Source organism: Ruegeria sp. YTSC004 (assembly GCF_059609805.1).
This window is the reverse complement of the sequence record NZ_JBXWMJ010000001.1, coordinates 286,015-312,198: the sequence shown is the minus strand read 5'-3', so window position 1 is coordinate 312,198 and position 26,184 is coordinate 286,015. Positions and strand designations below refer to the sequence as shown.

The 26,184-nt window shown below is 57.7% G+C and carries 27 protein-coding genes; 16 read left to right on the top strand and 11 right to left on the bottom strand.

Annotation, left to right across the window (positions count from 1 at the left end):
- Positions 1-8: 8 nt before the first annotated feature.
- Complete coding sequence (locus AC2FFP_RS01550; protein WP_108859367.1) at positions 9-644, bottom strand: DUF1326 domain-containing protein; 636 nt, start codon at positions 642-644, stop codon at positions 9-11.
- Positions 645-960: 316 nt separating this feature from the next.
- Here AC2FFP_RS01550 and AC2FFP_RS01545 point away from each other — a divergent pair, with 316 nt between their 5' ends.
- From AC2FFP_RS01545 to AC2FFP_RS01535, 3 genes are all read left to right on the top strand, one after another.
- Positions 961-1,665, top strand: a complete 705-nt coding sequence (locus AC2FFP_RS01545; RefSeq protein WP_496767812.1) for a DUF533 domain-containing protein — start codon at positions 961-963, stop codon at positions 1,663-1,665.
- 126 nt (positions 1,666-1,791) lie between these two features.
- Positions 1,792-1,959 carry a 50S ribosomal protein L33 gene (gene rpmG, locus AC2FFP_RS01540; RefSeq protein WP_007799108.1) on the top strand — a complete coding sequence of 56 codons (168 nt, stop codon included), beginning with the start codon at positions 1,792-1,794 and terminating at the stop codon, positions 1,957-1,959.
- A 209-nt stretch (positions 1,960-2,168) separates the two neighbouring features.
- Positions 2,169-2,675, top strand: a complete 507-nt coding sequence (locus AC2FFP_RS01535) for a hypothetical protein (RefSeq protein WP_496767814.1) — start codon at positions 2,169-2,171, stop codon at positions 2,673-2,675.
- Positions 2,676-2,848: 173 nt separating this feature from the next.
- Here the strand turns inward: AC2FFP_RS01535 and AC2FFP_RS01530 are convergent, their stop codons facing one another.
- Both AC2FFP_RS01530 and AC2FFP_RS01525 read right to left on the bottom strand, forming a co-directional pair.
- Positions 2,849-3,625, bottom strand: a complete 777-nt coding sequence (locus AC2FFP_RS01530; protein ID WP_058275627.1) for a Bax inhibitor-1/YccA family protein — start codon at positions 3,623-3,625, stop codon at positions 2,849-2,851.
- 181 nt (positions 3,626-3,806) lie between these two features.
- Positions 3,807-4,016 carry a DUF1127 domain-containing protein gene (locus AC2FFP_RS01525; protein ID WP_496880640.1) on the bottom strand — a complete coding sequence of 70 codons (210 nt, stop codon included), beginning with the start codon at positions 4,014-4,016 and terminating at the stop codon, positions 3,807-3,809.
- Between the two features lie 127 nt (positions 4,017-4,143).
- Here AC2FFP_RS01525 and AC2FFP_RS01520 point away from each other — a divergent pair, with 127 nt between their 5' ends.
- Positions 4,144-5,025 (top strand): LysR family transcriptional regulator, encoded by an 882-nt coding sequence (locus AC2FFP_RS01520; RefSeq protein ID WP_496738107.1) that lies wholly within the window; start codon positions 4,144-4,146, stop codon positions 5,023-5,025.
- 7 nt (positions 5,026-5,032) lie between these two features.
- Here the strand turns inward: AC2FFP_RS01520 and AC2FFP_RS01515 are convergent, their stop codons facing one another.
- Positions 5,033-5,989: an NADPH:quinone oxidoreductase family protein gene (locus AC2FFP_RS01515; protein ID WP_496724243.1), complete on the bottom strand. Its 957-nt coding sequence runs from the start codon at positions 5,987-5,989 to the stop codon at positions 5,033-5,035.
- 310 nt (positions 5,990-6,299) lie between these two features.
- Between AC2FFP_RS01515 and AC2FFP_RS01510 the strand changes: the two genes are divergently transcribed.
- The 3 genes from AC2FFP_RS01510 (at position 6,300) to AC2FFP_RS01500 (ending at position 8,956) form a co-directional block, all read left to right on the top strand.
- Positions 6,300-6,671: a helix-turn-helix domain-containing protein gene (locus AC2FFP_RS01510; RefSeq protein ID WP_109313179.1), complete on the top strand. Its 372-nt coding sequence runs from the start codon at positions 6,300-6,302 to the stop codon at positions 6,669-6,671.
- Positions 6,672-6,715: 44 nt separating this feature from the next.
- Complete coding sequence (gene hisN / locus AC2FFP_RS01505; RefSeq protein WP_496767818.1) at positions 6,716-7,507, top strand: histidinol-phosphatase; 792 nt, start codon at positions 6,716-6,718, stop codon at positions 7,505-7,507.
- A 114-nt stretch (positions 7,508-7,621) separates the two neighbouring features.
- Positions 7,622-8,956: an 8-oxoguanine deaminase gene (locus AC2FFP_RS01500; protein ID WP_496767820.1), complete on the top strand. Its 1,335-nt coding sequence runs from the start codon at positions 7,622-7,624 to the stop codon at positions 8,954-8,956.
- Here the strand turns inward: AC2FFP_RS01500 and guaD are convergent.
- Positions 8,953-10,242: a guanine deaminase gene (gene guaD / locus AC2FFP_RS01495; RefSeq protein ID WP_496767822.1), complete on the bottom strand. Its 1,290-nt coding sequence runs from the start codon at positions 10,240-10,242 to the stop codon at positions 8,953-8,955. The genes AC2FFP_RS01500 and guaD overlap by 4 nt on opposite strands.
- A gap of 140 nt (positions 10,243-10,382) precedes the next feature.
- Here guaD and mgtE point away from each other — a divergent pair, with 140 nt between their 5' ends.
- Together mgtE and AC2FFP_RS01485 are read left to right on the top strand one after the other, a co-directional pair.
- Complete coding sequence (gene mgtE, locus AC2FFP_RS01490) at positions 10,383-11,777, top strand: magnesium transporter (protein ID WP_496767825.1); 1,395 nt, start codon at positions 10,383-10,385, stop codon at positions 11,775-11,777.
- Positions 11,774-12,337, top strand: coding sequence for a 5-formyltetrahydrofolate cyclo-ligase (locus tag AC2FFP_RS01485; RefSeq protein ID WP_496767827.1), 564 nt, complete (start codon positions 11,774-11,776; stop codon positions 12,335-12,337). Before mgtE ends, AC2FFP_RS01485 begins: the two co-directional genes overlap by 4 nt.
- 5 nt (positions 12,338-12,342) lie before the next feature.
- Here the strand turns inward: AC2FFP_RS01485 and AC2FFP_RS01480 are convergent, their stop codons facing one another.
- Positions 12,343-12,576, bottom strand: a complete 234-nt coding sequence (locus AC2FFP_RS01480) for a putative hemolysin (protein WP_058275635.1) — start codon at positions 12,574-12,576, stop codon at positions 12,343-12,345.
- A gap of 89 nt (positions 12,577-12,665) precedes the next feature.
- Here AC2FFP_RS01480 and AC2FFP_RS01475 point away from each other — a divergent pair, with 89 nt between their 5' ends.
- The 3 genes from AC2FFP_RS01475 (at position 12,666) to AC2FFP_RS01465 (ending at position 16,189) form a co-directional block, all read left to right on the top strand.
- The gene (locus AC2FFP_RS01475; protein ID WP_496767829.1) at positions 12,666-13,481 is read left to right on the top strand and encodes a TIGR00282 family metallophosphoesterase; all 816 of its coding nucleotides are present in this window, start codon (positions 12,666-12,668) and stop codon (positions 13,479-13,481) included.
- A 90-nt stretch (positions 13,482-13,571) separates the two neighbouring features.
- The gene (locus AC2FFP_RS01470; RefSeq protein WP_496767831.1) at positions 13,572-15,350 is read left to right on the top strand and encodes an SLC13 family permease; all 1,779 of its coding nucleotides are present in this window, start codon (positions 13,572-13,574) and stop codon (positions 15,348-15,350) included.
- Positions 15,351-15,448: 98 nt separating this feature from the next.
- Positions 15,449-16,189: a YbaY family lipoprotein gene (locus tag AC2FFP_RS01465; RefSeq protein ID WP_496767833.1), complete on the top strand. Its 741-nt coding sequence runs from the start codon at positions 15,449-15,451 to the stop codon at positions 16,187-16,189.
- 14 nt (positions 16,190-16,203) lie between these two features.
- Here AC2FFP_RS01465 and AC2FFP_RS01460 read toward each other — a convergent pair whose 3' ends face one another.
- From AC2FFP_RS01460 to AC2FFP_RS01445, 4 genes are all read right to left on the bottom strand, one after another.
- Entirely contained in the window at positions 16,204-17,865 is a 1,662-nt protein-coding gene (locus tag AC2FFP_RS01460; protein WP_496880639.1) for an FAD-binding dehydrogenase, read from the bottom strand.
- 11 nt (positions 17,866-17,876) lie between these two features.
- Positions 17,877-18,734 carry a bile acid:sodium symporter family protein gene (locus AC2FFP_RS01455; protein ID WP_496767837.1) on the bottom strand — a complete coding sequence of 286 codons (858 nt, stop codon included), beginning with the start codon at positions 18,732-18,734 and terminating at the stop codon, positions 17,877-17,879.
- Positions 18,735-18,806: 72 nt separating this feature from the next.
- Complete coding sequence (locus tag AC2FFP_RS01450) at positions 18,807-19,541, bottom strand: glutamine amidotransferase (RefSeq protein WP_496843575.1); 735 nt, start codon at positions 19,539-19,541, stop codon at positions 18,807-18,809.
- Between the two features lie 16 nt (positions 19,542-19,557).
- Positions 19,558-21,330 carry an SLC13 family permease gene (locus AC2FFP_RS01445; protein ID WP_496843573.1) on the bottom strand — a complete coding sequence of 591 codons (1,773 nt, stop codon included), beginning with the start codon at positions 21,328-21,330 and terminating at the stop codon, positions 19,558-19,560.
- 110 nt (positions 21,331-21,440) lie between these two features.
- Between AC2FFP_RS01445 and AC2FFP_RS01440 the strand changes: the two genes are divergently transcribed.
- The gene (locus AC2FFP_RS01440) at positions 21,441-22,181 is read left to right on the top strand and encodes a YebC/PmpR family DNA-binding transcriptional regulator (RefSeq protein WP_496777937.1); all 741 of its coding nucleotides are present in this window, start codon (positions 21,441-21,443) and stop codon (positions 22,179-22,181) included.
- A gap of 156 nt (positions 22,182-22,337) precedes the next feature.
- Entirely contained in the window at positions 22,338-23,609 is a 1,272-nt protein-coding gene (locus AC2FFP_RS01435) for an MFS transporter (RefSeq protein WP_496843572.1), read from the top strand.
- Here AC2FFP_RS01435 and AC2FFP_RS01430 read toward each other — a convergent pair.
- The gene (locus tag AC2FFP_RS01430; protein WP_496843571.1) at positions 23,606-24,502 is read right to left on the bottom strand and encodes a LysR family transcriptional regulator ArgP; all 897 of its coding nucleotides are present in this window, start codon (positions 24,500-24,502) and stop codon (positions 23,606-23,608) included. The genes AC2FFP_RS01435 and AC2FFP_RS01430 overlap by 4 nt on opposite strands.
- An 86-nt stretch (positions 24,503-24,588) precedes the next feature.
- Here AC2FFP_RS01430 and AC2FFP_RS01425 point away from each other — a divergent pair, with 86 nt between their 5' ends.
- Both AC2FFP_RS01425 and AC2FFP_RS01420 read left to right on the top strand, forming a co-directional pair.
- A complete protein-coding gene (locus AC2FFP_RS01425) occupies positions 24,589-25,188 on the top strand; it encodes a LysE/ArgO family amino acid transporter (protein ID WP_496843570.1) in 600 nt (199 codons plus the stop codon).
- 40 nt (positions 25,189-25,228) lie between these two features.
- Complete coding sequence (locus tag AC2FFP_RS01420; RefSeq protein WP_496843569.1) at positions 25,229-26,137, top strand: DMT family transporter; 909 nt, start codon at positions 25,229-25,231, stop codon at positions 26,135-26,137.
- Positions 26,138-26,184 lie beyond the last annotated feature (47 nt).

Here is a 26,184-nt window from a genome sequence, read left to right as displayed (position 1 = left end):
CCCCCGGATCAGGCGCCCAAGACACCGTGGCCCGAAATGTTCAGGTGGGCCAGATGAGCATGTGTCGCGTCAAAGGTCAGGCTAATTTCGCCGCCATGTGTCTTGGCCGAGCCCGAGGCAGCTTCGGCGTGCCGGTATTCAAACCCGTTTGGCAGCTGAATTGACGCCCGGTGCGCCGCACCCGAAACGATATGCGGAATCGGGCTGACCTCGACATCGAAGACGCCATTCACCTTTGCAAACCCGGTGCGCTCGTCGCGGTCCCAGTTCAGCTCAATCGGAACGAAAAGCGTTTCATGTTTGGTCGGAGCCATAGCGCTATAGACATACCAGAAGGTTGCCATTTCATCAGTATCTTCACCGGTCATTATGGCTTGCAGGGCCGCGCGCTGATCGGCGCTGGCGCTGGCATCTATGATCAGTTGCATCTGACCGTTGCCCTCATGGATCGGGCCGGGCCAATAGTACACCCCAGCCGCCCTTACGCCCGCCAGGTCGGTGTCCCCATAGTGACCGCTTTCGATGTCGAATACGACGACGGCTTCGCAATTGCCATGTGTTGGAAGTACGCTGAACTGGCAAGGACAACCGAAGTTGCAGTTACAGTTGGCCAGCTCTTCGCCCTTAATAGTCCATTCAGTCATGATGCCCCCTAAACAAAATCAATCGTGCAAACCCTGCTTGCACGGTTGCTTGCCTGTTCATGGTGCCTCGAAGATCGAGCCGGAAATTGGCTTCTTTGGATTGTAGATGGCGCGGTTACTATCACAAATTCGAATTTCTGACAAATTAGACATGCACTTGTATAGGAATACGCCTGTTACATGTTCACTTGCTTAAACGAAGCCACCATTGGTCAGCTTTGCGCTAGCGTTAGGGCATCTGCTTAATCCGTGGATTATTGAGTCGCAGATATCTGCTATATTGCAAAAACGCATTTTTAATATTGGGAGGATTGTTATGAGTTTCATGAAGGCACTGGCTTCGGTCGCAGTTGGATTTGCTGCAGCAAAAGGCATGGAAAAGTACAAGCAAATGGGCGGTATGGCCGGTCTTCAAGATATGATGCAGGGCGCCGGGGGCGGCTTTGGCATGGATCAACTGGGCAAGATGGCAGAACAGTTCGGGATGCCGGGGGGTGCCGGTGGGCTGCAAGAGATGATTGGAAAGCTTGGCATGGCCAATCCGGCAGGGGCCGCAGGTCTTGGTGGGCTGATGAATGCCATGCAGGGGGCAGCAAAGTCAGGCAGCCAGCAGACCGTCGACATGATGGACACGGTGTTCAAAGGCACACCCGGGGGCGCGGCGATGGAGGAGCAAGCCAAGCTGATGCTGCGCGCGATGATCCAGGCGGCCAAGGCGGACGGAGAGCTAGACGAGCAAGAGAAGGAAACCATTCTGGGCGAATTGGGTGATGACATCAGCGATGAAGAACGCGCCTTTGTCCAGGATCAGTTGAATGGCCCGATTGATGTGATCGGATTGGCTGCTGATTCCGGCGCGCCACTGAAAACGCAGGTCTATGCGACGTCTCTGGCGGCGATTCGTCTGGATAATCAGCGCGAGGCATCTTACCTCGTGCAACTGGCCACTGCGCTGGGATTATCCGATGCTGAACGCGACCAGATACACACGTATATGGGTGCGCCAACCCTTTCGACCTAAGCCTGATCCCCAAACCGGAGGACATGTGCCTGATTGCCCTTGACACGAGCCGTGCAAGGCGTAAAAGCGCACGCTCATAGGAATTCAACCGAAAGGCCCCTGCCTTTTCGGACGCAGGAGATAACCATGGCGAAGCCGACGACAATCAAGATCCGTCTGAACTCGACCGCGGGCACGGGCCACTTCTACGTGACCAAAAAGAACGCTCGCACCATGACCGAGAAAATGACCGTTCGTAAATACGACCCGGTTGTTCGGAAACATGTCGAGTACAAGGAAGGCAAGATTAAGTAATCTGCCGTCCAACTTGGACAGAATGGAAAAGGGTTTCGCTGATGCGGAACCCTTTTTCTTTGTGCATGCGGCTGGGTGAAATGTCCTGGATCGGGAATTGGCCGTTGCAGTGACGCATCAGCGTAACGCCCATTCGGTTGGGCGCCGGGTTGCTTTTTGGAACCCCTTGGCCATACGCTTCAGCAAATCGTTCCAAAATGTTGGTCGCCATGAAAAAAATCTTGTTATCCACAATTGCCGTATTCGCCCTTGCGGCTTGTGAAGACCCCTATAACCGCTCGGGTGTTGGCTTCACGGGCATCGATGGTGAGCCGCGGACCCTCTCGGATGTTCCGGGTGCGGTCTCGTTCCTTCCCGACGCCACGAATATTCCGGCGGAATTGGCTTTGTTGCCATCCATCCCGGTCGTAACGGATCAGACCGAGGCGGAAAAAGTAGCCCGCGTCGCGATCGACAATGGCGGACGCAGCGACACAAACTCAGTTGTTCTGACCGGTTCGGACATGAACATGTTCTTAAGCACAGTCAGCGTGAACGGCACTTTGTTCGGAGTGCTTCGGACCGAAAACAACAGCACCCGCGTGGACAACAACGTCGGCGCAGCCTTTGGCCAAAATGCCGAACAGTTTACCGGGTGCCTGCCTGCGGGTGACGTGTTCCGCAAGGGGTCGTCGTCGCGCAGCTCGGGTTTTGCGGTTGCTCTGAACTGCAGCTGATCGAACCAAAAAGATACAACTAAAGAAAGCCTCCACCGTGTGGGTGGAGGCTTTCTTTGTTCTTAACGTCACAAGTTTGCGCCGCCTGTTTGCTATCTCGGGATGCCATGCAGCGAGGCAAACAAAAAAGGCGGGCCAATCTGGCCCGCCTTTGAAATCGAATTCCGTCTGTCTTATTCGCGGTTGCCGAACAGCTGCAGAAGGAACATGAACATGTTGATAAAGTCCAGATACAGGCTCAGCGCGCCCATGATTGCGGCTTTACCCAACCACTCCTGGTCGCCCGAATGGGCCATCTGCAGGTAGGTGGTTTTGATCTTCTGAGTGTCATAGGCGGTCAGACCAGCAAAGATCAGAACGCCGATCACCGAGATCGCGTACATCATCGCGGGTGACTGCAGGAAGATGTTTACAACCATCGCCACGATCAGGCCAATAAGACCCATGATCAGAAATGTACCCATTCCAGACAGGTCTTTCTTGGTGACGTAGCCGTACAAGGACAGTCCTGCGAAAGCGATCGACGTGATCAGGAACACCTGAATGATCGACATGCCGGTAAAGGCAATGAAAATCCAGCTGATCGACAGGCCCATCACCGCTGCGAATGCATAGAACACCAGCTGTGCAGCTGCGGCGGACAAGCGGTTGATACCGGCGCTAAAGCCAAAGATGAACGCCAGCGGTGCAAACATGATCACCCAGCGTAGCGGCGAGGTATAGATCGCGGCACCCAGCGACGTCAGATAGGTGCCCGAGCTGATTTGCCCCGCTGCGGCCGATGGGTCGGTTGTGGTTGCAAGTCCGGAAATGGCCCAGGCAGCCATGAATGTAATCAGCATGCCCACAGACATCGTGCCGTAGACTTTATTCATATGGGCGCGTAGGCCCTCGTCAATCTGGGCAGCGCGCGCACCGGTCGCCGTCCGGATCGTGTCAAATTGTGCCATTAAGGGTCTCCCTTTGCATATTTCTTGTCGGACCAATGGAATTGGCCCCGTTCCCCGCAAATATCGGCAAGTGCGGGCTGTGTTTCAAGGGTTTAACGCCCGAAACTGGCTAAAACACGCAACAAAAATGGCAGCCCGACGGTTCGCGCTGCCATTCACCGAGAAAAGGTGCAGTGTCGAATCACTTTTGCCAGAACTCCGGCGCATCCCAAATGGATCGTGACGCCTCGGCTTCGGCCTGTTGGCGGGTGACGCCGATGTCTTCCAGAGCGCGATCATCAAGTCTGGCAAGCGTTTGACGCTGACGCAGAAGAGAGAGGGCATCCCGAAGCGAGGACAACAAAGAGCGACGCTGCTGTTTGCAGTGCTGTTTGATTGCAATTTGGGTCATATTTATTGTCCTTTCTCTGTTTCATGATGGATAACCGTCTTTCCATCAACTTCCTTGATTTATATGGCGCAACATGTCACATTTTGAAAATGAATATTTATGAAGAGATACATAAGGATTTGTGAACATGCGAAATCTGGATATCACCACGCTCCGTTCCTTCGTTGCCGTTGCTGACCAGGGTGGCGTCACAAGGGCCGCCGGATTTCTGCATCTGACGCAATCCGCCGTGTCGATGCAGTTGAAGCGGTTGGAAGAGCTGCTGGGCCTTGAATTGTTGGACCGTAGTGGGCGCACAATTGCGTTGACTGCATCCGGTGAACAGCTGCTGGCCTATGCCCGGCGCATGATCGCGCTGAATGACGAAGTAATCTCAAAGCTCACGGATCAGGCCTATGAAGGCGAGGTCGTTCTGGGCGTTCCACATGACATCGTCTACCCGGCCATCCCGCGGGTCTTGCAGCGTTTCAATGCTGACTTCCCGCGGGTTCGGGTGCAGCTGATTTCGTCATATTCACTTCAGCTGAAAGAAATGTTCAAACGCGGCGAGTGCGATCTGATCCTGACAACCGAAGCCTCAGCCAGTGATGGATCTGAGACCGTCGCTGAGTTGCCCTTGCGGTGGATTGGGGCGCCGGGCGGGTCAGCATGGCGTAAGAATCCGATTCCATTGGCCGTCGGACGGCGGTGCGCGTTCCGGCCCCAGATGATCTCGGCCCTCGATGCGGAAGGTATCCCGTGGGAACTGTCGGTCGAAACAGAAAACGACCGCACGATCGAGGCGACAGTCAGCGCGGATCTGGCTGTTCACGCGATGCTGGACGGGACCGAACCCGCACATCTTGAACAGATCGATACCGGAGGGGCTTTGCCGGAACTGCCGGCCCACATGATCAATCTGTATGGGGGCGAGACCGGGCGCGGCGCTGTCGTCGAATCGCTGGCCGCGCTGGTGCGTCAGAATTTTCGTATGCTGGGCAGTGCCCCGCTCAAGGCTGTGGTGGGGTAAGCGCCCGTCAGGGGGTAATAACTACTTTGCCGGTGGCCACGCGGTCGCGCAGCAGTTGCATGCCTTTGTCGGCCTCGGCCAGTGGAAGAACGTGGCTGATATGCGGCTTGATCCGCCCTTCGGCGAGCCAGCCGAACAGCGTGTCAAAGCTGTCCTGTACAATCTGCGGTCGGAATCTCAGATAGCCGCCGATGTAAAACCCAATCACAGTCAGGTTTTTTACCAACAGATGGTTGGCCGGAATTTGGGGAACGTCGCCGCCCGCAAACCCGATGGGCAACAGACGGCCTTCGGGGTTGGTTGCCCGGAACGCGGCTTTGAAGACATCCCCTCCGACAGCGTCATAGACGACATCCGCGCCGCCCAGATCCTTGACGCGTGCGCGTAGGTCTTCCGAGGCGTCGATCAGGTGATCCGCACCAGCCGCGCGGGCCACATCCAGTTTTTCCTGCCCACGCGCATGGGCAATTACCGTCGCGCCCATCAGCTTGCCGATTTCGACGGCGGTAAGTCCAACCCCACCTGCGGCACCGGTCACCAAAAGGGTCTCGCCCGGCCGGAGATGCGCCCGATGATCAAGGGCGATGTGGCTGGTGCCGTAAGCGATCTGAATGGCCGCGGCACTTTCAAAGCTGATTGCATCGGGCAGGGGAATCGCGCGACTCGCATCAAAAACGCCATATTCCGCCAGTCCGCCCTGACCGGAATAAACGGCCACACGGTCCCCGACATTCAAGCGCGTAACACCGTTACCCAGCTTGTCGACAACACCCGCAACTTCCATACCCAGCGTGAACGGAGCCTCGGGCGTGTCCTGATACGTACCCTTCTGCATCAGCAAGTCGGCAAAATTCAATCCGCAGGCCTTGATCGCGATGCGTACTTGCCCGGTGCCGGGTTCGGGAAGGTCAATATCAGCCAATTGGGCGGCGCTTCCCTGGGATTGTATCGTGAATGCCTGCATGATCGCGCTCCGTAATTTTGGGGCATAGATTCTTTTCAGCCAGGGTTTGTCAATCTATTCCCCGGCCAATTCGGTTCCTTTCAGGTGCACGTGGGGACTATCCCAGCATTAAAAACACACAACCCTAAATCTTTGTGACCCGAAACAGATTCAACCTTCTTGAAAAATTACCCAAATGCGGCAATATTGCGCTATGGTGCTGTTTTGGGGGTATGTTCCAAATTAGGGAGTGGTTAAGTGCGACTCGCTAGTGTTGCGATAAAAAGCAACGCGCGCCCCAGGTAGTTGTGTGTAAAAGAGGAGAATACCAATGACCCATCACGTCGATGTCCATGTGGGTAAGCGCGTCCGGCATCGCCGCTGGCTGATTGGCATGACCCAGCAGCAGCTGGCGGAACAAGTTGGTATTAAGTTTCAACAAATTCAAAAGTATGAAACTGGGGCCAACCGGATCAGCGCGTCTCGCCTGTGGGACATTGCCGAAGCATTGGACGTTCCCGTCAGCTTTTTCTTTGAAGGTCTGGAAGAGGCCGAAAAGGAAACCTCTGGCAAAAAGTCGGTTCCTGCCGATCTGATGGGGGACAAGGAAGCGCTGGACCTCGTGCGGTCCTATTACGCGATTCCCGAAAACCAGCGCCGCCGCCTGTTCGAGCTTGCTCGGGTTCTCAGCGACGTAGCATAAATTAGCGGGTTGACTCCAAACCGTGCGCACCTCACGGGTTACGCATGCAAGAGACCTCTCTAAGCGATCTGGAAGTTGCCGAAGAAATGGCCGACGCGGCGCGTGCGGCCATTCTTCCGTATTTTCGGCAAACCAATCTGGACACCACGAACAAACTGGAAGATGGGTTTGACCCCGTAACCATTGCTGACCGCAACGCCGAAACGGCGATGCGCGCGGTTGTGGCGCGTCATCGGCCCGAAGATGGCATTTTTGGCGAAGAGTTTGGTCGCGAAGAAGGCTCAAGCGGCCGGACCTGGGTTCTGGACCCCATCGACGGTACCCGCGGGTTCATCAGCGGTACTCCGACCTGGGGGGTTCTGATTGCGCTCAGCACAGCTGACGGCCCGATCATGGGGGTGATCGACCAGCCCTATATCGGCGAACGGTTTGTGGGTTCGGCGGATATCGCGCAGGTCACCGGCCCATCCGGAACGGCATCGTTGAAGACACGCTCGACATCGGCCTTGGATCAGGCGGTTGTTTTTACGACCTTCCCAGAGGTTGGCACACCTGAGGACCGCGCAGGGTTCGAAGCGGTGGCCCGGCAAGCAAAGCTGACCCGTTATGGCATGGATTGTTATGCCTATGCGCTGGTGGCGGCGGGTCAGGTTGATCTGGTGATCGAATCCAGCCTGAACGCCTATGATATTCAGGCCCCCATTGCAGTGATAGAGGCTGCTGGTGGGGTTGTGACTGACTGGCGGGGCGGTCCGGCCCATAATGGCGGGCGGGCTCTGGCGGCGGCGAATCCCGAACTGCACGCGGTCGCACTTGAAATCCTGCGCAACTATTGAAACTTGTTGCTGCAAATTGGCCGGTCGGGTAGGTTCTACGCGGCTGGTTCTTATGCCCGTTTTCCGCCAGCCTTTGCACTTCTTGCATGAGACGGGCTGTTGCAGGAGGGCGAATTGACCGAAATCCTTATCAAAAATGCAGATACCATTCTGACGATGGATGACGCGCGGCATGAGTTGTCGGGCGCAGACATTCTGATCGTGGAGGGGCAGATCGCGCAGATCGGCCACAACTTGCAAACCGACGGTGAGATCCACGATGCTGCGGGTTGTGTTGTGACGCCCGGGCTGGTGAATACCCATCACCATCTGTACCAAACCCTGACGCGGGCTGTGCCGGGCGGGCAGGATGCATTGCTGTTCGGATGGTTGCAGACACTCTATCCGATCTGGTCCCGTTTCGGCCCTGAAGAGATGTTTGTGTCGGCTCAGATTGGTCTGGCTGAATTGGCTCTGTCGGGCTGTACGCTCAGCTCTGACCACCTTTACCTTTACCCCAACGGCGCGCGCCTGGACGATACGATCGCTGCCGCCGCCGAAATTGGTCTGCGATTCCATCCGACCCGCGGCGCAATGAGCATCGGGGAAAGCGACGGCGGGTTGCCGCCAGATGAATTGGTCGAGGTGGAATCCGATATCCTCGACGACATGATCCGCGTGGTTGACGCGTTTCATGATCCATCCGATGGGGCGATGTGCCGGGTAGGGTTGGCACCTTGCTCCCCGTTTTCCGTCAGCAGGGACCTGATGCGCGACACAGCAATCCTTGCGCGCGACAAAGGTGTGATGCTGCACACTCATCTGGCGGAAAATGATGAAGATATAGCGTATTCGCAGGCGCAGTTCGGGTGCCGCCCTGGTCAATATGCCGAAGATCTGGGTTGGACCGGATCAGACGTCTGGCACGCGCATTGCGTGAAACTGGACGGGGCCGAGATTGATCTTTTCGCCAGAACCCAAACGGGCGTGGCGCATTGCCCGTGCTCAAACTGCCGCTTGGGGTCCGGTATCGCACCGGTTCGAACCATGCGTGATCACGGAGTTCCGGTGGGTCTGGGCGCCGACGGTTCGGCCAGCAACGATAACGGCAGTCTGATCCTCGAGGCCCGACAGGCCATGCTGCTGCAGCGCGTTGCCAATGGCGCTGATGCAATGTCGTCACGCGAAGCGTTGGAGATTGCCACGCGTGGCGGTGCAGATGTGCTGAACCGCCCCGATTGCGGTCGGCTTGAGCCCGGTAAGCGCGCCGACATTGCCATATGGGACACGCGCGGTATCGAAAGTGCAGGCAGCTGGGACCCGGCCGCATTGCTTTTGGCCGGACCGATGAAGGTGAAACACCTGTTTGTTGAAGGCCGCCAGATCGTGCGCGACGGGCATGTCACGACGTTGGACCTGCCGCGCGTGATCGAACGGCAGACCCAATTGGCCCGCGCTTTGCAGGCCTAGGAAGACACGCGGCGACCGGCGATCCAAACCTCAGCAATCGCCCGGTCGTCGCCCATCATGATCGTAGGAAAGATCGCCTCCCACAGATCATCGGCGCAGGCTTCACGCTGGGCAATTGCGGGGGTTGAGGCGAGGTCAAGAACGACCAGATCAGCCTCCATCCCCGGTGCGACATTGCCAATGCAATCATCCATCCGCAGCGTACGGGCCGAGCCAACCGTGCCCAGCCACAGCAGTTGTGCCGCGTGCAGCGGCGACCCGCGCAGCTGCCCGATTTCATAGGCCGAGGCCATCGTGTGCAGCATTGAAAAGCTCGACCCGCCACCAGTATCTGTTGCCAGACCAACCCGGTGCCCTTCGCCCATCAGCCCGTCCATGTCGAACAAGCCGGATCCGATAAAGGTGTTCGAGGTCGGGCAATGGATCAGCGAGGCGTCAACCTCGCGCAGCCGGTCACGTTCGCGCGATTCCAGGTGGATAACGTGGCCGTAAACGCCATGCGAGCCCAGCAGCCCGAACTTTTCATAGGTATCCAGATAGTCTCGCGCATCAGGGAAAAGCTCACGAACCCATGAGATTTCGTCTGTCTGCTCGCTCAGGTGTGTTTGCATCAGGCAATGCGGGTGTTCGGCCCACAGTGCGCCCATCGCCTCAAGCTGCTCGGGCGTGGATGTGGGCGAGAACCGTGGTGTGATGGCGTAGGATATCCGGTCGACACCGTGCCATTTCTCAAGCAGCGCCTGCGATTGATCATAGGCCGTCTGCGGGGTATCCCGCAGCCCTTCGGGCGCGTTGCGATCCATGCAGGTTTTGCCTGCCACCACACGCTGCCGGCGTTGCTGCGCGGCTGTGAAGAATGCGTCGACGCTTTCGGGGTGGATGGTGCAGAAACTGCACATTGTTGTGGTGCCATGCGAGGCCGTCAGATCCAAATAACGGTTGGCGATCTCGGCTGCATAGTCGGGATTCCCGAACTTCATTTCCTCGGGGAAAGTATATGTGTTCAGCCAGTCGATCAGGCGCTTTCCCCAACTGGCGATCATGGCGGTCTGTGGGTAATGGACATGCGCATCCACAAAGCCAGCCATGATCACGTGCTGACCGTGGTTTACAACTTCGGCATCGGGGTTCGCGGATATCAAGCTGTCGGCATCGCCGACGGCAGATATGCGGTCGTCTTCGATCAAGACCGCTTCGCTGATTGTCACAGCCTCTGTCGGTTCACCTTCGAATGGTGATCCGTTGAAGCTCAGGACACGCCCTTTCAGCAGCGTTTTTTGCGCCATTTCCGTTCATCTCCGCCTGTATGGGACTGCGAAACAGCATAGTGGGGCGAAACTTGTCGGTAAATCGGCGCATTGTCATTGTTTTCCGGTAGCTGCTTCTTCTAATTAGGGGTCAATGCGCGAACCAAACGGGGGCAGACATGACGACAGGCTATGATGAACCCGTAATCGACTCCGCAAGCGACGATGACGCCTATGCGCTGGATCGCCGGATGGTTGCCGCGATCCTGTATGCGGTTGATGTGGAAGATCGCGACAGGCTGATCGAGCTGATGGAGCCGCTGCACCCTGCGGACATTGCCGACCTCCTTGAACAGATTAATCCCTATGACCGTGGCCGTTTGATCCGTCTTTACGATAAGGAATTCGATGGCGATATCTTATCTGAACTGGATGAGTCCGTCCGCGAAGAGGTTATCAGTGTCCTGCGCCCCGACGTTCTGGCCGACGCCGTGCGGGACATGGAAAGCGATGACGTTGTCGACCTGCTGGAAGACCTTGAAGAGCCGCAGCAAGAAGCCATCCTGGGCGCATTGGAAGATTCCGAACGGATCGCCGCGGAACAGGCGCTGTCTTATCCAGAAAACTCGGCCGGTCGCCTCATGCAGCGCGAGGTGGTCATGTCGCCCGAGCATTGGACCGTGGGGCAGACCATCGATTTCATGCGCGCCAATGATGACTTGCCGGAACAGTTCTACCACGTTGTTCTGGTTGATCCGCGGCTCAAACCAGTTGCACAGGTCACGCTGGGCAAGCTGATGGCAACCCGACGCGAGGTGCCGTTGCACGACATCGCCGAAGAGGAATTTCACACCATCCCCGTCGATCAGGACGAAGAAGATGTGGCCTACGCCTTTAACCAGTACCACCTGATTTCCGCCCCGGTGGTTGATGCCGATGGGCGTTTGGTCGGCGTGATTACCATTGATGACGCCATGGTTGTTCTGGACGAAGAATACGAAGAGGACATGTTACGCCTTGCGGGTGTCAGCGACGAAAGCTCGCTGTCCGACAGTGTCGCCGCAACCAGTAGGCGGCGCTTGCCGTGGCTGGCCGTCAACCTGTGTACCGCAATATGCGCGTCACTGGTCATCTCGCAGTTCGAAGCGGCGATCAATCAGTTGGTGGCACTGGCAATCCTGATGCCGATCGTTGCCTCGATGGGAGGGAATGCCGGGACGCAGTCACTGACGGTTGCGGTGCGGGCGCTTGCAACGCGCGACCTGACCGGATCGAACGTGGCGCGCGTTATCCGGCGAGAATTGCTTGTGGGAGTGCTCAATGGTCTGTGCTTCGCGACCGTTTTGGGGACTGTAGGCATGATGTGGTTCGATTCACCCTTGCTGGGTGTCGTGATCGGCTCGGCCTTGGTCGTGAATATGGCGATCGCAGGCTTCGCAGGTACGGTAGTACCGGTTGTGCTGGATCGTCTGGGCATTGACCCGGCGCTGGCGTCAGGGACCTTCGTGACCACCACAACGGATGTCATGGGGTTCTTCATCTTTCTTGGGCTTGCCAGCGTGGTGCTTCTGTGACCGATCTGACTGAAATCAAGGCCATCGCCCGTAAGGCGGCATTTGCGCGCCGGAAGGTTGCATTCGATGCGCGTTTGCCGGGTGCAGCCGGACGTTTGTCCGAAGTGCTTGCGGGGCATCGCGGCGTCCCGATGTCGGGGTACATGCCGATCCGCACCGAAATTGATCCTTTGCCTGCTATGGCCGAGGCCGCGGCTTATGGTCCGGTCGGTGTGCCAGTCATTCAGGCCGCCGGACAGGCGTTGCGGTTTTCGCGCTGGACGCCCGAGGGCGTGTTGAAAGACGGCCCGTTCGGCGCCAAGGTTCCCGAGATTGACGATTATTTTGACCCCGAGATTCTGGTTGTGCCGCTGGTTGCTTTTGACGCGCAAGGCGGAAGACTGGGATATGGCGGTGGCTTTTATGACCGCACGCTAGAGGGATTGCGCGCCAAGCGCCCCACACTGGCCATCGGCTTTGCCTTTGACGCACAAGAGGCCGAGGGGCTGCCGTTGGAACCCACGGATCAGACGTTGGATATGGTCATCACTGAAAGCCGAGTACTGACGTTCTCGGCCTGACCGCCTCAGGTCGGGCTGTTTTCGCGAAAGTACTCCCACGCGTCCACTTCGGTGCCGTCGGGCAGGATGCAGATGCCGATCTGGCCGCCTTCGCCATCTCGGATTTCGTAACGATTGCCGCTTTCAACGCAAAAGGTTGCTGCCGGGTTCGCCAGCTGGGTGGACGAGTCGTTTGAAGCAGGCTGGTCGCAAGCTGAAAGCGCGGTCAAACTGGCGGCGGTCAGAAGGGCAAGGCGCATGGGAAATCTCCTGCATTATGTTCTTTGGCGGTTTATTCTGCCAGCTTAACCACTTGTGCTTGAGAGATACCACACTTAGGACAGTTCGAATGAGGATACTTTTTCTGGGTGACGTGATGGGCCGCGCCGGACGCGCGGCCATTCAGCAACATTTGCCGCGTCTGCGCGACGAATGGCGGTTGGATTTTGTCGTGGTCAATGGCGAGAACGCATCAAACGGGATGGGTCTGACCGGGGATCACGCCAAGCTGCTGCTGGATTCCGGGGCCGATTGCCTGACACTGGGCGATCACGCGTTCGACCAGAAAGACATGTTGCAATTCATCGAAAGTGAACCCCGTATCGTGCGCCCGGTGAACTTTGCCAAGGGCGCGCCGGGCAGGGGCCACCGGTTGTACACCGCGCCGGGCGGGCGCAAGGTTCTGGTTGTTCAGGTGTTGGGGCAAGTCTTCATGAAACGCCCCTTTGATGATCCGTTCTCTGCTGTTGAACCAATCCTGAAGTCGCACCCGCGTGGCGGGCAAGCGCAGGCGATCATCGTCGATATGCATTGTGAAGCGACTTCCGAAAAGATGGCCATGGGTCACTATTGCGACAAACGCGCCAGCCTTGTTGTGGGCACGCATACACATGTGCCAACCGCGGACGCGCAAATCCTGCCGGGTGGCACGGCCTATCTGACGGATGCGGGCATGTGCGGCGATTATGACTCGGTCATCGGCATGGATAAGCTGGAACCGATGCGCCGGTTCATCACCGGTATGCCCAAGGCCCGGTTCACTCCGGCTAATGGTGAGGCCACGCTGAGCGGAGTGTTCGTTGAAACCGACGACCGTGACGGTCAGGCGAAATCTGTTCAAATGGTGCGCGTTGGTGGGCGGCTACAGCAAGCTGGCCCACAGTAAGGGCACGTCAGGCTTGCTCTGTCGCGCGCAATGCGTGAAACTGCCTGACGGGCGCGTAAGCCAGGCCAGGGTTCGGACAGAATACCAAGAATGCAATTCCTTCAGCTGACAGAAATGGGAAGCGCGATACTGGCGCTGTTGGTCGTTGCAGGCATGTTCATCATGTTCCTGCGCGAATCCTATCCGACTGAAGTGGTCGCAATCGGTGGCGTGGCCGTGATGCTGGTGACGGGCATTCTGCCCTATCAAAGCGCACTTGCCGTTCTGTCAAATCCGGCCCCTTGGACGATTGCCGCGATGTTCATCATCATGGGAGCATTGGTGCGTACCGGAGCACTGGACGCATTCACATCGACAGCGCAAAAACAGGCACAGGTAAGTCCCAAAGTCGCAATCGCGACGTTGATGGCCTTTGTTGTCTTTGCCTCGGCGGTGGTTTCAAACACGCCCGTGGTGGTCGTGATGATCCCGGTATTCGTTCAGATCGCGCGGACGCTGAACGTGTCGGCCTCGAAACTGCTGATCCCGCTTAGTTATGCGGCCATTCTGGGTGGTACGCTGACCCTGATCGGGACCTCGACCAACCTGTTGGTTGATGGTGTCGCGCGGGCGCAGGGGATGACCCCGTTTTCGATTTTCGAGGTGACCCCACTGGGTATTGCACTGGTGATTTACGGCATGTTCTACCTTCGCTTTGTCGCGCCGCGCCTTTTGCCGGATCGCGACAGCATGGCATCCATGCTCAGCGACCGGTCGAAGATGAAGTTCTTTACCGAGGCTGTCATTCCCCCCGACAGCAACCTGATCGGGCGTGAGGTGACAGGCGTGCAGCTATTCAAACGCCCGGGCGTGCGCCTGATCGACGTCGTGCGCGGCGACGAGTCGTTGCGGCGCAACCTCAAGGGCGTCGCTTTGAAAGTTGGCGACCGTGTCGTTCTTCGGACTGAGATGACAGAGTTGCTGAGCCTGCAAACCAACAAGGAACTCAAGCGTGTCGACCAGGTCTCGGCGGTCGAAACCAAAACGGTCGAAGTGCTGATCACTCCGGGTTGCCGCATGGTCGGGCGGACGTTGGGCGCGATGCGTTTACGCCGCCGTTATGGCGTCTATGTGCTGGCGGTGCATCGAAGAAACCAGAATATTGGGCGGCAATTGGATGATCTGGTCGTGCGGGTCGGTGACACGCTGCTACTGGAGGGATCACCTGCAGATATCCGGAAACTGGCTGCTGATATGGATATGGTCGATGTGACCCAACCTTCGGCCCGCGCATTCCGCCGCAGCCACGCGCCGATTGCCATCGGGGCGCTGACCGGGATCGTTGTGCTGGCCGCGCTGGGCGTTGCGCCCATCCTGCTGCTGTCGATCCTGGCTGTTGCGGTAGTTTTGATTACGCGCTGCATCGACGCGGATGAGGCGTTTTCCTTTGTCGAAGGAAGATTGCTGGCCCTCATCTTCTCAATGCTGGCCATAGGCGCGGCCTTGGATAAATCCGGTGCAGTTTCCTTAATTGTCGAAGCCGTGGCGCCGGGTCTTGGTGCCCTGCCACCATTCCTGATCATCTGGGCGGTCTATTTGCTGACCTCTGTGCTTACAGAGCTGGTGTCGAATAACGCCGTGGCAGTTGTGGTGACGCCGATTGCCATTGGTTTGGCGCAGGCAGTGGGCGTTGATCCGCGCCCGCTGGTCGTGGCAGTCATGGTGGCGGCCTCGGCTTCATTTGCGACGCCGATCGGATATCAGACCAACATGATGGTTTACGGCCCCGGTGGGTACAGGTTCACAGATTTTCTGAAAGTTGGCGTGCCGCTGAATCTGACTGTGGGTTTGCTGGCTTCGCTGTTGATCCCTCTGATCTGGCCGCTTTGAGTTCGGCACGGAACCGCTGGTTTTCCGGCGAAGTCCTTGTAAAATCAAAACCTCATACAATGTTTTGAATAAGTGATTTTGCGAAAAGGAGCACGCCAATGCTCAACACCGGATATACTGCGCTTACGGTTGCGGCCACATCAGCCATGCTGAGCAGCGCGGCCATCGGCGGAACGATCGAAGGCACTGCAGCATATCGCGAGCGTATCGCCGTACCACCGGATGCGACGCTTTACGTGCAATTGCAGGACGTCTCGCGCGCGGACGCACCGTCGGTGACCCTGTCGGCAAAGCGCTATGCGCTGACCGGAGTGCCAGCACAATTCGAGCTGAGCTATGACGACGCCCTTATTCAAGAGGGGATGCGCTACGTGGTGCGTGGTTCGATCTTTCAGGGCGACAAGCTGTTGTTCACAACCGATACTGCCTACCCCGTTCTGACGAATGGGGCCGGCAACACGACCGATCTGATGCTGGTCAAAGTACAACCGCCCGGAGCAGCCGTCCTGGAAAACACCAATTGGACCGCAACCGGCCTGAATGGCGCAGCATTTGAGACCGAAAGGCGCCCCGCGCTTTCATTCGCCAATGATGGCGCGTTTTCTGGCAGCGGTGGATGCAACCGGTTTTCCGGCCAAGCCGAGATTGCAGGCAACAATATTGAATTCCCCGACAACATGGCCGCCACCCTGATGGCCTGCCCGCCGCCACTGGATGAAGTTGAGCGGCAGTTCTTCAAAGCCCTTCAGGAGGTGACAGCATATGCCTTCAAAGGTGATACGCTGGTGTTGCTGGACAACGCCGGGCAATCCGTCGTGCAGTTTGCCCGGGAACAGTAGGGTTTGAGGGGCTGTCACGCGACGGCCCTTGAGCGCCCTGCATTGCGGCCGGAGAAAATGCAGCCGCCCAGGAATGAACCTTCGAGCGCGTTGTAGCCGTGATAGCCACCGCCGCCGAAACCCGCGACCTCTCCGGCTGCGAACAGGCCAGGAACGACCTGACCGTCTGCGCCCACCATCTGACTGTCCAGATTGGTCTGAAGCCCACCCAGCGTCTTGCGCGTCAGCACGTGCAGTTTCACCGCGATCAGCGGGCCATTGGCCGGATCAAGGAACTTGTGCGGCTTGGCGGTTCGGATCAGTTTGTCACCACGGTAGTTGCGCGCGGCCAGAATAGCGGCCATCTGCGCATCCTTGGTGAACGGGTTGTCGATCTGGGAATCGCGCGCCTCGATCTGGGCGCGCAGGTGCGCCTCGTCGATCAGGCCTCCGCCCAGATGGTTCATCCCGTTAACAAGCTCGGTCAAGGTATTGGCGACGATGAAGTCTTCGCCGTGCTCCTTGAACGCCTCGACCGGAGCAGTGGCCTTGGAGCCTGTCAGAATGCGTTGGAACAGAACTTCTTTCCAACCACCGTCCGTCATGTCGGGGTTCTGTTCAGACCCGGATAGGGCGAATTCCTTTTTGATCACCTTCTGGGTCAGAACGAACCAGCTGTATTCATGGCCGGTCTTCAGGATTTCCTTTAACGTTCCTAACGTATCAAAACCCGGCAGGCATGGCGGCTTCAACCGGTTGCCTTCGGCGTCGAACCACATCGAGCTTGGGCCGGGCAGAATGCGAATGCCGTGCGATGGCCAGATCGGATTCCAGTTACGAACGCCCTCGGTATAATGCCACATCCGGTCGCCGTTGATGACATGACCGCCAGCCTTTTCGCTGATACCGATCATGCGTCCATCGACGTGGAATGGCACGCCAGCGACCATGTCTTTTGGCGGCTCGCCCAGACGGTCGCGCGGCCAGCTTTTGCGCACCATTTCAAAGTTGCCTCCGATGCCGCCGGACGTGACGATGACGGCTGGGGCGTAAAATTCGAACTCGCCCACTTCATCGCGGTTGGTCTTGGCGCCGTGGGGTGCGGTGTCGTCTGCCAGAACCTCGCCCGAGACGCCTTTGGCAGAGCCGTTCTGCATGATGATGTGGCTGACTTGATGGCGGAATTTAAGCTCGATCAACCCGTTGCTGACATGGTCACGCACGCGGCGTTTGAAATGTTCCAGAACACCGGGGCCGGTGCCCCAGGTGATATGAAAGCGGGGCACAGAATTGCCGTGACCATCCGCATATGATCCACCGCGTTCGGCCCAGCCGACAATCGGAAACCAGCGCAGGCCCATGTCATGCAGCCAAGGGCGCATCTCGCCGGCGGCGAATTCGACATAGGCCTCGGCCCATTTGCGGGGCCATGCGTCTTCGTCGCGGTCGAACTGCGCGCTGCCCATCCAGTCTCGCAAGGCAAGGTCGTAGCTGTCCTTGATGCCCATGCGCCGCTGTTCCGGCGTGTCGACCATAAAGAGCCCGCCAAGGCTCCAGAATGCCTGACCGCCCAGGAAATGCGCGGGTTCCTGATCGACCACGATCACCTTTTTGCCCCGGTCGCCCAGTTCGGCCGCGGCGGCCAACCCGGCCAGCCCAGCGCCCACGACGATTGCATCGGCAGAGTTATTCGTCATGTGTTATCCTTTCAGCGGCTGCGGAACCAAAGGATGAAGGGCAAGGCCACAACATACATCGTTATTCCGTACACAGCCGACGGCAGAGCCAACGGGCTGAACCCGCTTTCCGTCGCCGTGATCAATGCAGCCAGTGTAATCCCAAGTGTCGAGTTTTGTATTCCGGTTTCGATGGAGACCGTCTTGCTTTCGTCCCACGTCAGGTTTGCTGCGCGCGCCAGCCCCAAACCGATCAGCAACAATGCGATGTTCAATGAGATCAAACCCGCGCCCATAACTCCCAGGTTATCGACAAAAAGCTGCCAGTTACCAGCCAGCGCCGCCAGAACGATCAGCATGAAGAGGACAGTTGCAATCTTGGACAGCACAGGCTCAAGCAGCTTTGCAAAGTCAGTTGCAAAGCCGCGCAGTATGACGCCAAGCGCCACGGGCAACGTAGTGATCAGGAACATCGCAATGGCCAATCCCGTGATGGAAACCTCGGGTGCGGCATCACCCATGAAATAGTTCACTGACCACGCAGCAAGAAATGGCACGGTTACCATCGAAAGCAGGCTGATGACGGCCGTCAAACTGACCGAAAGGGCGACATCACCCTTTGCCAGTTTCGACAGGATGTTGCTGGTCACACCGCCAGGGCAAAAACTGAGGATCATGAAGCCGACCGCGATCTCGGGTGGCAACGCAAAAAGTGTGACCGTGACAAAAGCCGCGACCGGCAGCAGTACAACCTGGCACAACGCACCGATGGCGAAAGGATAGCGCCGGCTGAGCACGCGGCGGAAATCAGCGACTTCGAGCCCAACGCCCAGAGACAGCATGATAATGGCCAGCGACAGCGGCAGGCCGACATTTATTAGAAGATCCAAGAACAACTCCTCCCAAAGCCGTTCGGGCCACCCTAAGCGAGCGGTCGTGGATCAGGCAATAACGCCGTTGGGTCACCCATAGCGTTCGGCGAACCTGCGGAGGATTTCGGCCGGTTGTGTAACATCCGCTGCGTGACAAATGTCGATCAGGCGCTGGGCGTCTTCGGGCGGAAAATAGCCGTGGTTCTTGTAGATATTGATGCGCTGCTCAAAATCGCGCGCGTCCGCCTCGGGGTGGAACTGCGTGGCATAAACATTCTGCCCCCAGCGGATCATCTGGAATGGGCAGGGGTCCGAGGCCAGCAGGTGGACGCACCCTTCCGGCAGCGCCTGCACGGCCTCTTTATGACCCACGAAGGCGTCAAATGTTCCGGTCAGCCCTGCCGTCAGCGGGTCTTGTGCTCCGTCTGCAGTCAGGTGGCAGGTCGAAGGCCCGACAGGTTCGCCGTACTTGTCTTTGCTGACGTCACCGCCAAGATGAGCGGCCAGAATGCCCAGCCCATAACAACAGCCCATGAAGGGATGATCCTGTGCGATGATCTGCGGCATCAATCCCATAATGGCGCCTTCAATGCGCGCGTCGGCTTCGGATTTGGTTGCGGGGTCGTCACTGACGCATCCCGGTCCACCACCAACAATCACCCCAGCATAGTCAGTGACATTCAAATCGTCGGGCAAAGCCTCGCAATCCAATCGGATACGATGGGTCTGGTCCGGTGACAGACCGGTTTTGTCCAGAATCGACGCGTACTCCGCATCCGAAGCATCGGTTTCCGGGCGCAATTGCAGGATCAGAAATCGTTTCATGAAAGGCCTTTACCCGTCACAATGGCCAAAACACAAGGATAGCGGGGATGGAAACCGCAATGATCAGAATTTCCAGTGGCAGGCCCATGCGCCAATAGTCGCCAAACTGATACCCTCCGGGTCCTAGGACAAGCGTATTGTTCTTATGCCCAATCGGCGTCAAGAACGCGGCCGAGGCTGCGACGGCGACAGTCATCAGAAATGGGTCGGGTGAAACCTCAAGCGTGCGGGCCATCTGGATACCGACCGGAGCCGCAACAATGGCCGTGGCCGTGTTGTTCAGCACGTCTGACAGGGTCATGGTAACCACCATCAAAACGGTCAGAATGGCCCAGGCCGGCAGCCCGTCGGTCAATTGAATCAAAGCATTCGCAATCAGTTCTGTACCGCCGGAAGTCTCCAATGCGCTGCCGAGCGGGATCATCGAGCCCAGCAGCACGACAACAGGCCATTCGATATGATTGTAGATATCTGCAATCGGCATGATCTTGGTCAGCACATAAGCGACGACGACCAGCCCCAGGGCGATAGGCAGGTAGATCAACCCGACACTGGCCGCCAGAACAGCTGCGCCAAACAAGCCAATGGCAAGCCACGCCTTTTCGTTGGCGGTGACGTTCAGACCGCGTTCAGCAAGTGGCAAACAACCCAGCCATTCGGTCACATCGGCACTGCGGTCACGTGGGCAAAGCAGCAACAGAATGTCGCCCGCCTCAATCTGAGTTTTGCGGACCTGTTCGGTTATGCGGCGGCCTTGACGTGAAATTCCCATCAGAACTGTGCTTTGACGCCAGGCCAATCCCAGGCCCTGCGCGGTGCGACCGGTGACGCGTGCGTTTAGTGGCACAACTACCTCAATCACTTCAAGACCGTCCCCTTCGGCGGTCAGCAATTCCTGACGGCGGGTATCCGAGAAATCGAGGTTCAGCGCGGTGCGAAATTCGTCTAGCGCCTCGGGGCGGGCCTCTAACACCAATGCGTCGCCCGGTTTGATTGTAGCATGGGCCGACCGGCCATAGCGCCGTTTGCCGTCTCGAATAAGGCCGATGATGGCCACGTCGGATTTCTCGGCGGCCTCATAAAGCTCGCTGACACGCTTCCCAATTTGCGGCGATTCTGACGGGACCGTCAGTTCCGCGATGTATTCGGCAAGGGTTTCCGAGGCCTCTTCCTGTGTTCCGCGATTGGGAATCAACCGCCATCCGACCAGCGCGACAAATGCCAGCCCGGCAATCGCTGCCAATCCACCGACGGGGGCGAAATCGAACATTCGGAACGGTTCACCCAATGTCTCAGCCCGGATCGATGCGATGATGATGTTAGGGGGCGTTCCAATCAACGTGGCCATGCCGCCCAGAATGGTGGCAAAGCTCAGCGGCATCAGCGTCAGTCCGACCGGCCGCCCTGCCTTGCGCGCGGTCTGGATATCGACCGGCATCAGCAGCGCCAGCGCGGCCACGTTGTTCATAAAGGCCGACAGAACAGCGCCAATCCCGCCCATCAGCGCGATGTGCGCGCCAAGCCCGCGCGACGCATCGACCAGTGTGCGGGTGATCAGGAAAACAGCGCCCGAACGCACCAACCCGGCCGAGACAACCAATACCAAAGCGACGATGATCGTAGCGGGGTGTCCGAACCCGGCAAAGGCGTCATCGACCGGCACAACACCCAGCGTAACTCCGATCAATAGCGCGGTGAAGGCCACAAGGTCGTATCGAAACTTCCCCCAAAGCAGCATTCCAAACACAGTGGCGAAAAGGGAAAAAAGAATAATCTGGTCTGTCGTCATGCGGCCACCATACCCTTCGCGGCGACTGTCGCAAGCCGCTCTCTTGATCCTTGGCCCCGCAAACGTCTATATGAGCGCCGAATACGCAATCACGATGACGAGGACGCAATATGGCAGGCCATTCCAAATGGGCCAACATCCAGCACCGCAAGGGGCGTCAGGACGCCGCGCGGTCCAAACTGTTTTCCAAACTGTCGAAAGAGATCACCGTCGCTGCCAAGATGGGCGACCCGGATCCTGAAAAAAACCCACGGCTGCGTTTGGCCGTGAAAGAAGCCAAGTCACAGTCGGTTCCAAAAGATGTCATCGACCGCGCGATCAAGAAATCGACGGCGGGCGAAGGCGATGAATACGAAGAGATCCGGTATGAGGGCTATGGCCCGAACGGTGTGGCGGTGATCGTCGAGACGATGACCGACAACCGCAATCGCACAGCATCGACTGTGCGCTCGACCTTTTCCAAGAACGGCGGCAACCTGGGCGAAACCGGTTCAGTTGGCTTCATGTTCGAACGCAAGGGCGAAGTGGTTTACCCGGGTTCCGTTGGCGACGCGGACACCGTGTTCGAAGCCGCAATCGAAGCCGGTGCCGAAGATGTCGAAAGCTCGGAAGAAGGGCATATCATCTGGTGTGCCGATACCGACCTGAACGAAGTGTCGAGCGCCCTTGAAGCTGCGCTGGGGGAAACCGATTCCACCAAGTTGGTCTGGAAGCCCACGACCACAACCGAGCTGGGTCTGGAAGACATGCAAAAACTGATGAAACTGGTCGATGCGCTGGAAGACGACGATGACGTTCAGCGTGTGACGACGAATTTCGAAGCCACGGACGAGGTCATGGCTCAGCTCTGATCCAAGTCAAAAAAGAAGAAAGAAAACCCGGTCTTTGGCCGGGTTTTTCATTTTTGACACAGGGGGTTCTTGGCCGGTTGCGTGGAACTGAGTACCATGGATTGGTCAAACCCAAGTGGCACGCCCTTTTGCGAGCCGAGGAACCCAAGCGCGCAAATGACTGACAAGTCACTGGACACATCGAAAAGAAACGTTCCGGTCCTGGCTGGGCAAAGCATTCTGTCTCAGGTGGCGTGGACCCTAGGCAGCCCATCCGTGGTCTTGCCATTTCTGGCCGTGTCGCTTGAGCTTCCGATGTTCATAGCCGGCGCGCTGGTGTCGGTGCGGATGGTTGGCAGCATGATCTCGGATGTTTTCCTCGCGTATCCCATCGCAGCGCGTGACCGCAAGAAACGTGCAATCGCGATGACTGAGGTCGCAATCGGTGCCTGCCTGATTTTGGCTTTGTTGGTGGCCTCAACAGGTGTGGTACCGGTCATCGGAGTGGCGTTTGTCGCTGCGTTTTTTATGATCGGTTTGATCGAAGAAATTCAGTCGCTGATGTATACTGATCTGCTGGGCGATCAGGTGCGCTCCAAATCGCGGATGATCATGCACTACCTGCAACTTGGGGTGGGTGGATTGGGCGCAATCGGCTTAGCGTTGCTGGTTCACGAGATCACCAAAGAAAACTCACCTTTTTCGCGCCATTCCGCGGTGATTGCCGTGTCTGTGGCATTCTTTGTGTTGTCTGGCTTGTCAATTCTTATGATGTCCGAAACCGCTGGTCCCACCGACAAAAAGGACACGCAAGGGGACAAGAAGCGAAAGTTCCTCGATAACTTCACCGATATCGCCGCAATGTTTGATCAGCGCTGGTTCCGCCGTTATATGGTCATGCGCATGCCGCTTGTCGTGGTATCCCTGTCGGTACCGTTCTTTGCGTTGATCGCTGCCGAAGCGCACCACGCCTCGGCCAAGGGGCTGACGGCGATGATCGTGTCGTCGGCGTCGGGGTATCTTGTATCTGCCCCACTGTGGCAATTGGTGAACATGAAATCGCATCGCGCCGTGATGGTCACCGGGAACCTAATGGTGGCACTGACGGGCGGTGCGCTTTTGTCCGTGCACTTTCTGGGCATGGACCATGACGTTCACTTACACGCCATTGCCTTGTTCGTTGTCACTGTTGCGGTGACAGGGATCTGCAGTGCCCGCAAGTTGTACTTCCTGGACGTTGCCCCAAAAGATCAGAGGGTCAAAGGTGCCGCAGCGATCAAGAGCATTTGCCGGATCTCTGGCGTATTGCTCTCGGCCGCGTTGGCAGGCGTTGCGCATTTGCACGAGGTCGCCTGGGCAATCGCCTTCATCGTCGCCACAAGCGTTTTCGCGGCGGTCGCCTGTTACCGTGTGGTTGTACCCAGCGAGAAAAAAGCGGTTCAGTCCTAGTCTGCCCTGTCAACTGGAAGCAGGGCACCATTGGCGGTGCGCTTGACTGCGTCAGTTAGCGGGGCCAACGCCGTGGAGAGCACACGACCCACCTGCCAGGTCAGCCCTACGTCAAGCCGCGCGCCCGGTACCAAAGGGCATAACCGGCCATCTTCCAGCGCTGGGCGCGCAAGACTTTCCGGATTCATTCCCCAACCAATCCCCGCAATGGCCGCTTCTACAAACCCCTGAGAGGAGGGCAGGAAATGCGAGGGGGGTGATAGCCGTTGACCTGTCTGCCGGGTAATCCAAGCTTTTTGCAGCCCATCCTTGCGGTTGAATGTCAAACAGGTGGCGCGGGACAATGTGTCGATATTTACACCGTTCGTGAACCATTTGCGCATGAAATCCGGGCTGGCCGTGGGGATGTACCGCAAGGCGCCAAGGGCCACGGCGTCGCTGCCTGGGACTGTATCACCTCCGACCGTTATGGCGGCGCTGACCTCTCCGCGCCTCAACCATTCCGCTGAATGATCCTGATCGTCAACGACCAGATCGAACAGCAGGCCGTCGACCTGAGACATGACATTGATGAACCACGTCGCGAGAACGTCGGCTGGCACGGCGACGCGCACGCGCGCGGGGCCGTTGGTTTGATCAAGTGTCAGTTCGCGGGCCAGATGCGTCTCAAGTAACCCGATATCCTCGGCGTGTTGAGCGATACGCAAACCCATCGGAGTGCCCGTGCAGGGCGTTCCCCGATTGATCAGTGTTGCGCCGACAAGGTCTTCCAGCGCCTTGATCCGCTGTGAAACCGCGGAAGGCGTAACCGCAAGTTCTGAGGCGGCCGCGTCAAAGCTGCCATGACGCAGGATGGCAGACAGCGCGGACAGATGGTTTGGATCCAGTAGCATTAGCCAGACTTAATTCAGGTCAGTTTCTTTAATTTGATAGGTGCTTGGTAAGCAGGTAGTCAACGCCTCAGACTATCGGAGGTTTCATGTCCACATCCTTGATTTCAGGCTTTGTGCTTGGCTTCAGCCTGATCCTCGCCATTGGCGCGCAAAACGCCTTTGTCCTGCGCCAGGGGTTGCGGCGCGAGCATGTGTTCCCACTGTGCCTGACTTGCGCGGTGTCTGATGCCATTCTCATAGCCGCGGGCGTTGCGGGTTTCGGAACATTGGCGCACGCGTTGCCCTGGTTCGAGACCGTCATGCGGTATGGCGGGGCGATCTTTCTGATATGGTACGGTTTGCGCAGCCTGGGTTCGGCATGGCGCGGCGGAGCGGTGATGGAGATCGGCGAGGGGAAGCGCGTCAGCCTGAAATCTGTTTTGCTGACCGTTCTTGCGTTCACATGGCTGAACCCGCATGTCTATCTGGATACAGTTGTGCTGATTGGTTCAATCTCGGCGCAGTATGATGATCGGCTGGCCTTTGCGCTTGGGGCAATGACGGCCAGCTTTGTGTTCTTCTTTTCGCTGGGCTACGGGGCAGGGATGCTGTCCCCGATTTTTGCAAGACCACGGGCGTGGCAGGTGCTGGATTTAATAATCGGCGTGGTCATGCTGGCAATTGCTGCAAAGCTTGTATTGATGTGACGGGTTGCCTCTGCCAAGTATTCGGTGTTCAACCGTTAACATGTCAACTTTAACCGCCCAACACCGCCCCGTGGCTGGCATGCTCTGGATGTTTTCGGCAGGCTTGTCGTTTGTGGTCATGACCGCATTGGTAAAGTCGCTGGGCCCAACGATGGACCCTACGCAGGCTGCGTTCCTGCGGTTTGCCTTCGGCTTGATCTTTCTGTTGCCGGCGTTGCGCCTGGTGTTGAAAACCCACCTTACACGCAGCCACATCGTGTTGCTGGGGACACGCGGTGTCGTCCACGCATTTGCAGTGATGCTGTGGTTCTTCTCGATGACACAGATCCCGCTGGCTGAGGTCACGGCGATGAACTACATGACGCCGGTCTATGTAACGCTGGGGGCCGCGCTGTTTCTGGGCGAGAAGCTGGCCATCCGTCGGATCGCCGCGATTGTCGTGGCACTGGTTGGCGTTCTGATCATCTTAAGGCCGGGTTTTCGTGAGATTTCACTGGGTCATATCACCATGCTGGGCACGGCCCTGACCTTGGGCGGATCCTATCTGATCGCCAAAGTGCTTGTGCGTGATCTGCCGCCGTCAGTTGTTGTGGCGCATATGTCGATCTGGGTGACCATAGCTTTGATCCCTTTTGCAATTGCGGTTTGGACCACGCCCAGCTTGCGCGACCTCGGCGTGCTGTTTCTGGTGGCCAGTTTTGCCACGGCGGGCCACTATTTCATGACGATCGCACTTAAGGCGGCCCCGGTAGCGGTCACACAGCCGGTTACGTTCCTGCAGTTGATCTGGGCCACCTTGTTGGGCGCGCTGGTCTTCAACGAAAGCATCGACATTTGGGTTGTCGCGGGTGGAACGGTGATTCTGCTAGCGGTCAGTTTCATTGCCTGGCGCGAAGCGGTTTTGAACCGCGGCAGCTTGACGACCCCCAGCATCGCACCCAAACTCTGATCATTGGCGGTCGCGTGAAACGTTATTGATTGACGAGTCAATAAAAA